We start from the raw sequence: 13159 nt of genomic DNA, 5'->3' as shown, positions 1-13159 counted from the left end.
GCAGCCCAATAGTGCCGATCGGCAGAGAAAATCAGGAAAACCAATGAGCAAGTCAGACCCTCGGCCCTTCGGCCAAAAAATGGCCATGCGGCTAATCAAAAGTCCTCTGGGCCTCAAAATCTCTGCGCGGGGCAGAAAAAAAGCGGCCAACAAACGACTGGAAAACGCGATTAACGAAACGATCTTGATCCCGCGCGGGAACGGTGCCGGCGAAATGCGGGTCCGTGTCTATAAGCCAGCCAATACCACGGGTCCGCTGCCCATCGTTGTGTTCTTCCATGGTGGTGGATACGCGACCGGTTGGCCGGAGCGACATCACGCCTTCTACCAGCGCCTTATGGAGTCGCGCCCTTGCATAATTGTCGCTCCCGCATTCCGACTATCGATCGAGGCACCTTACCCTGCCGGGCACGATGATTGCTATGATACCTTGCTCTGGGTACGTGATCATGCGGAGCAATTGGGTGGCGACGCGGACAACCTCATTCTGGCCGGGAATAGTTCGGGTGGTGGGTTGGTTCTGTCAACTGCTCTGCGCGCGCGAGATTCCGGAGACGTAAAAATTGCGTTTTTGATGCCTCTCTATCCAATGATCGACGACCGTACATCCAACTGGAAAACGCTGCCAAAGAACAAGATCACCTGGACGCGCGAACATGGGGTCCTGGCTTGGCACCTGCTGTTGCGAGAGTTGCGGTCGCAAAAGCGATACGACATCCCACCCTACGCTGTTCCAGCGTTGGCTGACGATGTTTCGGGGCTGCCGCCTTCACTTGGCTACGTTGGCGATCTGGACATCTTGCAGGCCGAAGCCGAGGCCATGGCCAAACGTATGAAGCAGGCGGGTTGCGGCGTCACCTACCGCACATTCCCAGGGGTTTTCCATGCAATGGAAGACAGCGCCCCGGGAACGCGTCAAGCGCACGAAGTCAACCAATGGGTTTCCACTGAATTCGCGCGCATGGTCGATAGCTACTGCACGGTGTGAACGGCAAGCTCAATTCCGCGAATTGCGGGCTGGACGCCTGATTGGCCGAAAATGTCAAAAATTTGACCGATGCGACGCTATTGCAAAGGGAGCCCTTTGGCCATTTTGGCGACAGGGAGGACAACAATGCAGTTTGACTATGTGATAGTTGGCGGCGGCTCAGCGGGATGTGTGCTGGCCAACCGTCTCACGGAAAATCCGGACGTTTCTGTTTGCCTGCTTGAGGCAGGCGGCGGCGGGGATAGCATCCTTGTCCGGATGCCAGCTGCCGTCGTTGCGATGCTCCCGGGTAAACCTGCCAAGATCAACAACTGGGTTTTTGAAACCGTCGAACAGCCCGGACTGAACGGTCGAAAAGGCTATCAACCGCGCGGCAAGGCTCTGGGTGGGTCCAACGCCATCAACGCCATGCTGTACGTGCGCGGCCAGCGCGAAGACTATGACGAATGGGCAAATCTGGGCTGTGAGGGCTGGGATTGGAACAGCGTCGTTCCCTATTTCAAGAAATCCGAGAACAACGAACGAGGTGGCGACAACGTGCATGGCGACTCGGGTCCGCTGCAAGTGTCGAACCAGAAAGAACCCCGCCCCGTCACGCGAGATTTCATCGAGGCCGCCAAACAGCTGCAGATCCGCGAGCGGTCCGATTTCAATACCGGCGACAATGAGGGCGTAGGTTTTTATCAGGTCACGCAGTTCCACGAAAAGGTCAAGAATGGAGAGCGCTGCTCCGCTGCTGCGGCCTATCTGTTCCCGGTTATGAACCGCCCGAACCTGACCGTGATCACCAAAGCCTTTGCAACCGGCGTGACCTTTGACGGCAAACGCGCAACCGGCGTGACCTACGAGGAAAACGGCAAAGGCCGTCAGATCGAAGTCAAAGCCAAGCAAGAAGTGCTGCTGTGCGGCGGCGCGCTAAAGACGCCTCAGCTGCTACAGCTGTCCGGCGTTGGCGATCCGGAAGATCTGAAGAAACATGGGATCACCGTGCGCCACAATTTGCCGGGTGTAGGCAAGAACCTACAGGACCACATGGATTTTTCCTTGGTCTACAAATCCGCCGATACCGACAATTTTGGCATCGGCCTTGTGGGTGGGATGAAGCTGATGAGGCACATCAACCGCTGGCGCAAGACCGGCGTGTCGATGGCAGCCACTTGCTTTGCCGAAGGCGCGGCCTTTTTGAAAACATCGTCCGATCTCGACCGCCCCGACATTCAGCTGCATTTCACCATCGCACTGGTCGATGATCATTCGCGCAAGCTGCACTATGGTTATGGATTCAGCTGCCATGTTTGCAAATTGCGCCCCGAAAGCCGGGGTACGGTCACACTCAACAGTGCGGACCCTATGGCGATGCCTGCCATTGACCCGGCTTTTCTGACCGACCACCGCGACCTTGAGACAATGATCAAGGGCGCAAAACTGACGCGCCAAATCCTCGAGGCGCCAGCGCTGGCGAAATACCGCAAGAAAGAGATGTTCGGTACCGAAACCGCCAAATCGGACGCGGATTGGGAACACCACATTCGATCGCGCGGCGATACGATCTATCACCCGGTGGGCACCTGCAAGATGGGCACTGATGAGATGGCCGTGGTCGATCCGGAGCTGCGGGTACGTGGGCTTGAGGGGCTGCGCGTAGTTGATGCGTCGATCATGCCGAACCTGGTCTCGGGCAATACCAACGCGCCCACCATGATGATCGCCGAAAAAGCCGCCGACATGATTAAGGCTGCAAGCTAAACCGCAACCACGAACCTATGCACCCTGCCTGATGCGCAGGAGCAAGAGGAAAGAGTATGAGCACCAATGTCGTTCTGAAGAACATGGATGAGGTTCTGTCGTTCGAGCAGACCCCTTTGCAGGATCGAAATCTGCCCCAAACCACCTATGAGGCGCTGCAAAAAGGGGCGGCTATCAATCCGGATGCACCCGCGCTCAGCTTTTTTCTGAGTGCCGCCACGATGCGGACGCCCTATACGCTGTCCCACGGGCAATTGCTGGGGCGTATCACCCAGACCGCCAACGCGCTGCGACGGTTGGGCTTGGGGCGCGACGATGTGGCAGCTTTCATCCTGCCCAACATGCCTGAGACCCATTACGCCATCTGGGGCGGCAGTGCTGCGGGCGGTATTCTTGCGATAAACCCGCTGATGGAAGCCGATCAGATGGCCGATCTGCTGAAAGGCGCTGGTGCCAAGATCCTGATCACGCTGGAGCAGACTCCGGGGGTCGATATTTGGGAAAAAGCCAGTGCTGCGGCCAAGGATGTGCCCTCGCTGGAACATATCCTCTTGGTCAACTTCGCCACCTATATGAAAGGCGACGGCGTGTGGCCCGAGGCTCTGCCGTTGCCGCCCGTGTCGGCCACAATCGAAGACCGCGATGACATTACCCTGACCCGTCTGCTGGACGAGATCGCAGGCGAAAACACGAGCGTTCTGGAATTTGAAGGTCCCGGTCCGAACGACACCTCGACCATACTGTGTACCGGAGGCACCACTGGCCTGCCCAAGATCGTGCGCCGGACCCATTTCGGCGAGGTCTATAATTCGTGGTGCCCCAGCTTATTTGTCGGGGCCGAGAACGTCGGCCCAGGTACGGCCGCGCTGTGTGGGCTGCCACTGTTTCACACCAACGCCATGCTGGTGACGGGCCTGCTGCCCTGGATGCACGGCGGCCACGTCGTGCTGGCCACTCCCTCCGGTTATCGCGGCGATGGGGTAATCGCGGGGTTCTGGGACATGGTCGAACACTACGGCATTAGCTCGTATTCGGGCGTTCCGACAATCTATGGCGCGTTGCTGCAAGTTCCCCACGCAGGCAAAGACCTCAGTTCCTTGCGTTTCGGGGCCTGCGGTGCAGCACCGATGCCAGTGGAGCTGTTCAACACTTTTGTCGCTGAGACCGGCATCAAGATCATCGAAGCTTACGGCATGACCGAGGGTGTTCTGGCCTCGTCCATGAACCCAATCACGACTGATAATCCGCGCATTGGCTCGATCGGCCTGCGCTTCCCTTATCAAGACATGAAGATCGGCATATTGAACGAAAAGGATGAATTCGTTCGTTGGGCCGAAGTTGATGAGGCCGGCGTGATCTTTATTTCCGGACCGAACGTCTTCAACGGGTACCTGATTGAAGAGCAGAATAAAGGCATCTGGCTCGAGCAGGACGGTAAGCGCTGGTTCAACACTGGCGACCTCGCTCGCTGCGACGCCGAAGGTTATTTCTGGATGACCGGGCGCAAGAAAGAGCTGATCATCCGGGGTGGTCACAATATCGACCCCAAGATCGTCGAAGAGGCGATGCACAAGCATCCCGCAGTTGCCATGGCCGCTGTGATCGGTCGTCCTGATGCAAAAGTCGGTGAAGTTCCAGTGATGTACTACCAGAAGGCATCAGGGATCGAAGTGGATGAGGCCGCGCTGGCCGCATTTGCTCGGGAGCATGTCTCAGAGCGCGCTGCCATCCCGAACGATTTCGTTCTCTTGGATGCGTTGCCGGTGACGGCTGTGGGCAAAATCCACAAGGTCACACTTAACATGATGGAGATCGACCGCACCATCCGTGAATTGGCCAACCAACACGCTGCAGAAATCGGGTCGCTTGAAGTCCTACAGGACTCCAGTCGTGGCATCGTCGCGAGACTGTCGCTGCATAGCGGCCAGGAAGCCATGCGTCACGCCCTTGGTCAGTTCAGTTTCACTGTGGATCTGTAACACCTACTCGCCAAAACCCGCGGGTCCGTCACAGCGTCGTGGGAGGCGACAAAGGCGGGCTCCTTTTCCTAAAGAGGGAGGAAAACAATGGACTTCGCTATAAACGTAGTGGTGCCTGCAGCGCAGGCCTTCATCATGTTCTCACTGGGCCTTGGCTTGGAGATCGACGATTTCCGTCGCGTGTTCCGTCGCCGGACCGCCTTCGCCATCGGAGCTTTTTCGCAGATCGTTCTGCTGCCGATAGCTGCATTTTGCGTCATCATGGCATTCAGTCTGCCACCAGTCATGGCTGCCGGCTTGATGTTGCTCAGTTTCTGTCCTGGTGGTGTCAGCAGCAACGTGATTACCAAACTGTCACGCGGCGATCTGGCCCTGTCGGTTTCGATGACGGCCGTCACCAGTGTCATGGCCTTTATCACCGTACCACCGCTGGCGACATGGTCGGTTCTGTACTTCATGGGCGAGAGCGCTCCCGAATTCTCGTTCTTCGAGATTGCGATCTTCACCTTCCTGGTTACTACTTTGCCCGTTATCACCGGCATCATCGTGCGGCACTTTTTCAACAGAATTGCACGTCGGTTGGAGCGTCCGCTGCAAAACACAGCTGTCGTCTTCTGGGCACTGCTGATCCTCGCGCTGTTTGTGGCAAATCGCGATCTGATCCTCACCTACATGCCGACCCTCGGCTATTCGACCATGACCCTGCCTTTCGTTCTGATGCTGATCGGTCTCGCCTTTGGCAAAATCCTGGGGCTTAGCAAAACAGAAGGTAAAACGGTTGGTATTGAAACCAGCGTCCAAAACTCACCGCTGGGTATAACGTTGGCAATCGTGATAACAGGCACGAGTTCTTCGCTTGCTGAAGTTCCAATGGCGCTACCTTCCGCGCTGTATTCAATCACGATGTACCTGATTGTTCTGCCCTTCATGTTCTACTTCCGCTGGAGAAGCAGAGAAGACGCGGTGCATGGCGTAGCTGCAGAGTAATCCACCAGCCAGAAGCTATGGACTAAGGTAAGAAAGTTCACCGGAAGCCTGTCCGTAAGGGACAGGCTTCCGATGAGACCAAAGCTAAATGCTCGGGCTTCTACATGACGTCAGCATTTGTTGAGCCTGAAAACTACGAAAACTGAGGTTCCGGGAGCCCACGATATGAAGACAGCAATTACAGAAGTGTTCGGCATTGAGCATCCGATCATTCAAAGCGGCATGCACTATGTGGGCTTCTCTGAACTGGCCGCTGCCGTGTCCAATGCGGGCGGCTTGCCCTGGGTGCGGGGCAATCGGGATGCCCATCCCAAAAACTCTTTATGTCTTTCTTTCGTGAGAGAAGCGACCGGGATGTCGCCGAGACATTCCTCCATCAGCCGGTAGACGGAGGTGGTTATTTTCTTCATGTCATTGGAAGGGTAGTTTTCGTCGGTCCTTGCCCGCGCCTGGGAAAGTAAACTGGTGCCTGAACGAACTTGTCGAAGTCATCCAGCCCGTGTTCAGCCAAGAGATCCGAACTGGCATAGCGCACGTCGTCGCCTTCTTGCGCGGCAATTTCCACTTCATTTAATCGACGTTGCAAAGCTGTCGCACGTTTGCCCAGATCGTTCGAAATCGGTGTTGGAAGATTTAGGGCAACGCGGTCTCCAGCGGCGCGCAGCAAAGGCTCGACGTCGGTCCATTGTCTGTTCCTTGCGGCCTGCCGGAGACGGCGGTTTTCTTCCTGCAGCGCTTCGATCCTCTGATCGACCTCGCCAGCGCTCAAGACAGTGTCTTGGTTTTGCTCTTGTAGCATGCCCTCAAGTGCTGAGCGTAGCATCTCAGTCAAGACGGCTTTGGCGGTCTCGGGGTTCAGCGAGTCTTTAATCAGTGCGTCCACGTGTGTTTTCTCCATCTGCTCGAGGACGGTGAGCAGCGCGGCTGAGCGCTTCACGGCGTCGAGCGGGAGATCGGTTCGCAGCGACAGGCAAAGAAACTGGTTTGGGACCTGGTTTGATAGTCTTTTTGGCAGGCGTTTTCGGAAATAGAAAATACGGCCGCGGCGCATGAGGTAGGGGCCGGCATGGTAACGGGGTTTGCGCAACCGACCGCCGGGTCGGTTACTGGCCGGCTGTGTCACAGTTTCCGAATGCTGTGACACATCTGATTTTCCGGAGGCTCTGTCGCCTCTTATTTTCCTGGCTTTTCTGGAAAAGGTGGCTGGGGTGGTAGGATTCGAACCTACGATACACGGTACCAAAAACCGCTGCCTTACCACTTGGCTACACCCCAACGGTGAGGCGCTATCTACGATTGTTGTTTGGGGGGTTCAAGTCCTTTCAGACAAAAAATCAGCTCAGGTCAAAATATTTTTTCAAACCTAAGCAGCCGTCATACTGGAGCTTTCAGGACGGCATTCAAGGGATCGCTTTTTAGGGTTCGTAGCCCCCAAGCTCTAGAAGATCGTCACAAAAGCGGTGTGCTCGGAAACCGCTGGTAGGCATTGTGATGTGACAGGCGACCTAAGTGCGTGCCATTCATTTAAATAGCCCATCAAAAAAAGTAGGTGAAAGATGAAATATCTGCGCACACCAGACGAACGTTTCCAAGCGTTGTCGGACTACGATTTCACTCCGCATTATACACAGATCGACGACACTGAAGGCGGGTTTATGCGGCTCCACCATGTCGACCAAGGACCGCAAGAGGCCGCGCCTGTCTTGATGATGCATGGTGAGCCAAGTTGGTCATACCTGTACCGACATATGATCAAGGGATTCGTCGCGCAGGGTCATCGGGCGATTGCACCGGATTTGATTGGCTTTGGGCGGTCGGACAAACCGACCGAGCGCGACGATTACACCTATGCGCGCCATGTGGCCTGGATGGGAGAATGGCTTCGTAAAACAGACCTGCGCAACATCACTCTGTTCTGTCAGGACTGGGGCGGTTTGATCGGCCTGAGACTATGGGCAGAAATGCCGGACAGATTCGCACGTATTGTGGTTTCGAATACGGCTTTACCCACTGGTGATCAGCCAATGGGTGAGGCGTTCGAAAATTGGCGGACATTCAGTCAGACTGTCCCGGTTTTTCCGGCAGGTGGCATCCTTCAAGGCGGAACCGAGACGAGCTTGTCCGACGAGACATTGGCAGCCTATGACGCGCCGTTTCCCGATGAAAGCTACAAAGCCGGTGCGCGCCAGTTCCCCATGCTTGTTCCCGCGTCACCGGACGATCCGGCTGCTGGACCCAATAGGCAGGCTTGGGAGGTGATACAGGGACTTAAAACACCGGTTCTTACGGCCTTTGGTGCAGATGACAAAGTCATGGCAGGGATCGATCAGATATTCCAAAAACTGTGCCCCGGCGCTGCGGGACAACCTCATGTCGTGCTGCCCAAGGCAGGCCACTTTCTGCAAGAGGATGTCGGCGCTGAACTAGTAAAGCTGACCTGCGATTTTATTGAAAGGACGTCCTAGTTACCGGAGCAAGCCGATCATTCGCGAACTTCACCGGCGTCTACACCCCAAAGATTCGACTTGAGTGTCCAACCTTTGTAACCACCGGCTGAGATCCGACACCAGTCAATGGTGCAACTGCCCAGCCGGGCAACAACTCCGGCCTCGAACTGGGCGCTGACCGGTGAGTTCGGATCGGGGTTGGTGTATACGGGCAGCATTTCGGATTCGATCAAAACCGTCCGTACGCCGGACAACAAAGCATAGTGTACCCAGCCACCGGCTCCGTCGCGATCCTGAACCTTCCGCCAGTTTCCGAATTCGGCCGTCACCTGCAAGGGCATCCCACGCCGTTTGAAGACCCAGTCGATTCGATGTGTCAAAGACGGGCCGCGTCGCACATTTCCCTCGGCTGCCTTCATCGAGACGAAACGCGGCAGCGGCAAGTTCGTGACTTGGCCGCGTTTATCCTGTGCAGCTGCACTTGACGCGCAAATTCCTATCAGGATCACGCTTATCAGCGCCGTTATTCGGCGTTTTGCGGGTAGAATACCACTCACTGACGGTCTGCTCTTGTGCCTGTTGATCTTGTTTCGAAAAAAGGTGGTTTCAATGCCCTTGGGGTTCTTGTGCCCCGCCTTTTCCTGCGCCACGATGCCATGGCGCGCGAAGTTTTGCAAAGCAGTGGGAGTGCACAGGTGCCAAGAGAACGTCTGAGTGTTGTCGTTACGCGACGGTTGCCCGAGGCGGTGGAAACGCGATTGAGCGAACTGTTCGATGTTCAGCTGCGTACAGACGATGCCCCCATGACCCGAGATGAGCTTGTCGCCGCGGTCAAAGAGGCAGATGTGCTGGTTCCCACCATCACCGATACAATCGACGGCGGGCTGCTGGGGCAGGCGGGTGAGAACTTGCGCCTGATCGCCAACTACGGTGCAGGGGTCGACAATATTGATGTGGCAACCGCCCGCCAGCGGGGCATCCTAGTGTCCAACACGCCGGGGGTGCTGACCGATGATACCGCCGACATGACCATGGCGCTGATTCTTGCAGTAACGCGTCGTATCCCCGAGGGGCTTTCTGTGATGCAGAAATCCGAATGGGATGGATGGGCTCCTAATGCGTTGTTGGGCGGCAGAATCGGTGGGCGCCGTCTGGGCATCCTTGGTATGGGTCGGATCGGGCAGGCCGTAGCGCGGCGGGCCAGCGCCTTTGGGATGCAGGTGCACTACCATAACCGCCGCCGTCTGCGGCCTGAAACGGAACAGGAGCTTGAGGCAACCTATTGGGAAAGCCTTGACCAGATGGTTGCGCGGATGGATGTGATATCTATCAACTGCCCGTCGACACCGTCTACTTTTCACCTGATGAACGCGCGGCGGCTGAAGCTGATGAAACCCTCGGCGGTGATCGTGAACACTTCGCGCGGCGAGGTGATCGATGAGAACGCTTTGACCCGGTTGATCCGCTCGGGCGAGATCGCCGGGGCAGGTCTGGATGTGTATGAGCACGGCACCGATGTGAACCCACGCCTGCGGCAATTGTCCAATGTCGTGTTGCTGCCTCATATGGGGTCCGCGACGTTGGAAGGCCGGATTGAGATGGGCGAAAAGGTCATTATCAATATAAAAACATTCGAAGACGGCCACCGCCCACCGGATCAGGTGGTTCCTGCCATGCTCTGACGCATCACGCAGGCAGGTGGCTTTTAATTTTTAGGAGGACACTATGAAACGAAGTCTGATTTCAGGATTGCTATTGTCCGTCATGGCCTTTGCTGGCCCGGCCATAGCGCAAGAAGCAGCCGACGCCGTCGCACCCGAAGGTGGTTCGACCGGACAGGTGCAGGGCCTGACCGAAGAGGTCATCGCCGCACTGGAAGCCAAGCTCGCGGGCGAGCCGGTCACTTCGGAAAACTGGATGGTCGCAGCAGCGAACCCGCTGGCAGTTGAAGCTGGGGCCAAGGTTCTGCGGGCCGGAGGATCAGCAGCCGATGCGATGGTTGCCGTTCAGGTTGTACTGGGTCTGGTTGAACCTCAGTCGTCGGGCCTTGGGGGCGGTGCGTTCCTGGTCTGGTATGATGCCGCAACCGGTCAGATGACCACGTTGGATGGCCGTGAAACGGCTCCGTTAGAGGCAAATCATCGTCTGTTTCAGGATGAAAACGGCGAACCTCTTAAGTTCTTCGATGCTGTTGTCGGTGGCTTGTCTGTCGGAACACCAGGCACCCCGGCACTGTTGGAAGAAGCGCATCGCCGCTGGGGCCGCAGCCCATGGCCGAGCCTATTTGCAGACGGGATCACACTGGCTGACGACGGATTCCTGGTCTCGCCCCGGTTGGCAAGCCTTGTTGAAAAGGACGCCGAGCGACTGTCACGTTTCCCGGTAACGGCCTCGTATTTCCTGCCGGATGGCAAGCCGCTTGAGCAGGGGCAGCGTCTGGTGAATCCGGACTATGCTGACACGCTGCGCACGCTTGCCAGCGAAGGCTCGGCTGGCTTCTATGGCGGAGAGATCGCCGCCGGGATCGTTAGCACCGTTCGCGGGGCCGAAGGCAATCCCGGTGTATTGTCGGGTATCGATCTGGCGCTGTATCAGGTGATCGAACGCGAACCGGTCTGCGCGACCTATCGCGCCTACGAGGTCTGCGGCATGGGGCCACCATCTTCGGGCGCGCTGACAGTTGGGCAGATCCTGGGCATGTTGGACGGATATGATCTGGCCGAGTACGGACCAGAAGATATCAATACCTGGCGTCTGATCGGAGATGCCTCGCGGCTGGCTTTCGCTGATCGCGGCCGCTACATGGCCGATCACGACTTTGTCCCGATGCCGACACAGGGGCTGGTCGACCCCGGCTATCTGTCCGAACGCGGAGAGCTTTTGAACACGGATGGTGCTTTGATCGACGCGAAACCGGGTAACCCGGCCTTCGATCATGCATCAAACTGGGCAGATGACGTGTCGATCGAGCTACCATCGACATCGCATATCTCGATCGTGGATCAATACGGCAATGTCCTCTCGATGACCACGACCATTGAGAATGGGTTTGGATCCCGTCTCATGACCAACGGGTTCTTGTTGAACAACGAATTGACGGATTTCTCGTTCAAGACCCACAAGGACGGTGTGCCAATTGCCAATCGGCTTGAACCCGGCAAGCGGCCCCGGTCGTCGATGAGCCCGACAATCGTAATGCAGGACGGCAAACCGGTTCTGGCCATCGGCTCACCCGGAGGCAGCCGGATCATCGGCTATGTCGCCAAGTCGATCATCGCGTGGGCAGACTGGGATATGGATGTCCAGCAGGCCCTGTCCTTGCCGCATCTGGTCAACCGGTTCGGCACCTATGACGTGGAACAAGGCACCGCAGCCGAAGGGTTCACGGATGGGCTTACCACGCTGGGGTACGAGGTTAATCCGCGCGACCTGACCTCGGGGCTGCACGCGATCGAGATCGGCGACGTTCTGATTGGTGGCGCGGATCCAAGACGTGAAGGCATTGCGCTGGGCGAATAACCCGGCGCCTAAATAAGGAGCAGCATGGTGCAGGCAGTTGCGTTGCCTCGGAATGAAAACGGGATACAAACGGTTGTCGGAATTCTGAAACAGAAATTCGGCGACCGGTTGCAAACCGGTCAGGCCATTCGTGAACAGCATGGCCACACGACGACCTGGATTGAAAACCAAAGCCCCGACGCCGTTGTTTTTCCGCATTCTACCGACGAAGTGGCGGAGATTGTCAAAGCCTGCGCCACACACAAGGTTCCGGTGATCGCCTTTGGCACCGGAACCTCGCTTGAGGGGCATGTGAATGCGCCTGCCGGAGGAATTTCGGTTGATCTGACACAGATGAACAAGGTGCTGGCCGTGAATGCCAGTGATCTGGACTGTGTCGTGCAACCCGGTGTCACGCGCGAAGATCTGAATACCCATCTGCGCGATCAGGGCCTGTTCTTTCCAATCGATCCCGGCGCGAATGCGTCGCTGGGTGGAATGGCAGCCACGCGCGCCTCGGGTACGAACGCGGTGCGCTACGGTACGATGAAGGATAATATCCTCAGCCTTGAGGCCGTGATGCCCGACGGGCAGATCATACGTACCGGCCACCGGGCCAAAAAATCCTCGGCGGGGTATGACTTGACCCGTTTGCTGATCGGCGCCGAAGGCACGCTGGGCATCATTACCGAGATCACCTTGCGACTGCAGGGCATCCCCGAGGCAATCTCCTCGGCGCGTTGTTCTTTTCCAACCGTCGATGCGGCCTGTCAGGCTGTGATGATGACCATTCAATACGGTGTGCCTGTTGCCCGCATAGAACTGCTGGACGAGATGTCGGTGCGCGCCGCTAATGCCTATTCCAATCTGGCCTTGCCGGAAACGCCGCTGTTGTTGCTTGAGTTTCACGGCTCGGAACACGGTGCCGTCGAACAAGCCGAGACCTTCGGTCAAATCGCTGAAGAGTTTCAGGGTACCGATTTTACTGCGACCACGACCACCGAAGAGCGGAACAAGCTGTGGCAGGCCCGGCACGATATGTATTGGGCAAGCCTGCAGCTTCGGCCGGGCGCGCGCGGAATCTCTACCGATGTTTGCGTTCCGATCTCGCGACTGGCCGAGTGCGTCACGGCCACGCAAGAAAAGGCGCAAGAGCTGGGCTTGATGGCCCCCATGGTTGGGCATGTCGGAGACGGCAACTTTCATACCTTGTTGCTGATCGACATGGACAATGCCGATGAGGTCGCGAAAGCCGATGGTTTTGTGGGTTGGCTCAACGATCTTGCGATCTCGATGGAAGGCACCTGCACCGGCGAACATGGAATCGGGCAGGGCAAGCGTCCGTATCTGGTCAAAGAACTGGGTGAAGCCACCCGTTATATGGCAGCCATTAAGGCGGCGCTGGATCCCGACAACATCATGAACCCCGGCAAAATTCTGTAGCTGCTTCACTTCCATTTGAGTGAATGCGCCACCAAAGGTCGGTTTTGCCCTTTTTTGCGTCGGCTGGACTT

General features: G+C 57.0%; 11 protein-coding genes and 1 tRNA gene. 9 read left to right on the top strand and 3 right to left on the bottom strand.

Going from position 1 to position 13159, the window contains the following annotated elements; genetic code table 11:
* Positions 1-43: 43 nt before the first annotated feature.
* From ACR3EG_RS15630 to ACR3EG_RS15610, 5 genes are all read left to right on the top strand, one after another.
* The gene (locus ACR3EG_RS15630; RefSeq protein ID WP_480496709.1) at positions 44-988 is read left to right on the top strand and encodes an alpha/beta hydrolase; all 945 of its coding nucleotides are present in this window, start codon (positions 44-46) and stop codon (positions 986-988) included.
* Between the two features lie 126 nt (positions 989-1114).
* Positions 1115-2734, top strand: a complete 1620-nt coding sequence (locus ACR3EG_RS15625) for a GMC family oxidoreductase (protein WP_480496710.1) — start codon at positions 1115-1117, stop codon at positions 2732-2734.
* Positions 2735-2790: 56 nt separating this feature from the next.
* Positions 2791-4713, top strand: coding sequence for an acyl-CoA synthetase (locus ACR3EG_RS15620; protein ID WP_480496711.1), 1923 nt, complete (start codon positions 2791-2793; stop codon positions 4711-4713).
* A gap of 111 nt (positions 4714-4824) precedes the next feature.
* Entirely contained in the window at positions 4825-5700 is an 876-nt protein-coding gene (locus ACR3EG_RS15615) for a bile acid:sodium symporter family protein (protein WP_480552259.1), read from the top strand.
* A 165-nt stretch (positions 5701-5865) separates the two neighbouring features.
* Entirely contained in the window at positions 5866-6087 is a 222-nt protein-coding gene (locus ACR3EG_RS15610) for a nitronate monooxygenase (RefSeq protein ID WP_480496713.1), read from the top strand.
* A 19-nt stretch (positions 6088-6106) separates the two neighbouring features.
* Here ACR3EG_RS15610 and ACR3EG_RS15605 read toward each other — a convergent pair whose 3' ends face one another.
* Both ACR3EG_RS15605 and ACR3EG_RS15600 read right to left on the bottom strand, forming a co-directional pair.
* Entirely contained in the window at positions 6107-6751 is a 645-nt protein-coding gene (locus tag ACR3EG_RS15605) for a hypothetical protein (RefSeq protein ID WP_480496714.1), read from the bottom strand.
* A 149-nt stretch (positions 6752-6900) separates the two neighbouring features.
* Positions 6901-6975 (bottom strand) — tRNA-Gln (locus ACR3EG_RS15600).
* 281 nt (positions 6976-7256) lie between these two features.
* Here ACR3EG_RS15600 and ACR3EG_RS15595 point away from each other — a divergent pair.
* Positions 7257-8165, top strand: coding sequence for a haloalkane dehalogenase (locus ACR3EG_RS15595; RefSeq protein WP_480496715.1), 909 nt, complete (start codon positions 7257-7259; stop codon positions 8163-8165).
* Positions 8166-8182: 17 nt separating this feature from the next.
* On the opposite strand, the gene ACR3EG_RS15590 is transcribed toward ACR3EG_RS15595, so the two are convergent.
* Positions 8183-8674, bottom strand: coding sequence for an SH3 domain-containing protein (locus ACR3EG_RS15590; RefSeq protein WP_480496955.1), 492 nt, complete (start codon positions 8672-8674; stop codon positions 8183-8185).
* Between the two features lie 168 nt (positions 8675-8842).
* Between ACR3EG_RS15590 and ACR3EG_RS15585 the strand changes: the two genes are divergently transcribed.
* From ACR3EG_RS15585 to ACR3EG_RS15575, 3 genes are read left to right on the top strand one after another with little or no spacing between them, the layout of a single operon-like run.
* Positions 8843-9829 carry a 2-hydroxyacid dehydrogenase gene (locus tag ACR3EG_RS15585; RefSeq protein ID WP_170353109.1) on the top strand — a complete coding sequence of 329 codons (987 nt, stop codon included), beginning with the start codon at positions 8843-8845 and terminating at the stop codon, positions 9827-9829.
* A 43-nt stretch (positions 9830-9872) separates the two neighbouring features.
* Complete coding sequence (ggt, locus tag ACR3EG_RS15580; protein WP_480496716.1) at positions 9873-11666, top strand: gamma-glutamyltransferase; 1794 nt, start codon at positions 9873-9875, stop codon at positions 11664-11666.
* A gap of 24 nt (positions 11667-11690) precedes the next feature.
* A complete protein-coding gene (locus ACR3EG_RS15575) occupies positions 11691-13088 on the top strand; it encodes an FAD-binding oxidoreductase (RefSeq protein ID WP_353393468.1) in 1398 nt (465 codons plus the stop codon).
* The last annotated feature ends 71 nt before the right edge of the window (positions 13089-13159 follow it).

The organism is Ruegeria sp. AM7, from assembly GCF_056535965.1.
This window is presented reverse-complemented; position numbering and strand designations above follow the sequence as displayed.

Excerpts from the sequence above, each read along its gene's own strand:
- ACR3EG_RS15630 (WP_480496709.1), top strand. The coding sequence starts at position 44 with ATGAGCAAGTCAGACCCTCGGCCCTTCGGCCAAAAAATGGCCATGCGG.
- ACR3EG_RS15595 (WP_480496715.1), top strand. The coding sequence starts at position 7,257 with ATGAAATATCTGCGCACACCAGACGAACGTTTCCAAGCGTTGTCGGAC.
- ACR3EG_RS15620 (WP_480496711.1), top strand. The coding sequence starts at position 2,791 with ATGAGCACCAATGTCGTTCTGAAGAACATGGATGAGGTTCTGTCGTTC.
- ACR3EG_RS15610 (WP_480496713.1), top strand. The coding sequence starts at position 5,866 with ATGAAGACAGCAATTACAGAAGTGTTCGGCATTGAGCATCCGATCATT.
- ggt (WP_480496716.1), top strand. The coding sequence starts at position 9,873 with ATGAAACGAAGTCTGATTTCAGGATTGCTATTGTCCGTCATGGCCTTT.
- ACR3EG_RS15625 (WP_480496710.1), top strand. The coding sequence starts at position 1,115 with ATGCAGTTTGACTATGTGATAGTTGGCGGCGGCTCAGCGGGATGTGTG.
- ACR3EG_RS15605 (WP_480496714.1), bottom strand. The coding sequence starts at position 6,751 with ATGCGCCGCGGCCGTATTTTCTATTTCCGAAAACGCCTGCCAAAAAGA.
- ACR3EG_RS15575 (WP_353393468.1), top strand. The coding sequence starts at position 11,691 with ATGGTGCAGGCAGTTGCGTTGCCTCGGAATGAAAACGGGATACAAACG.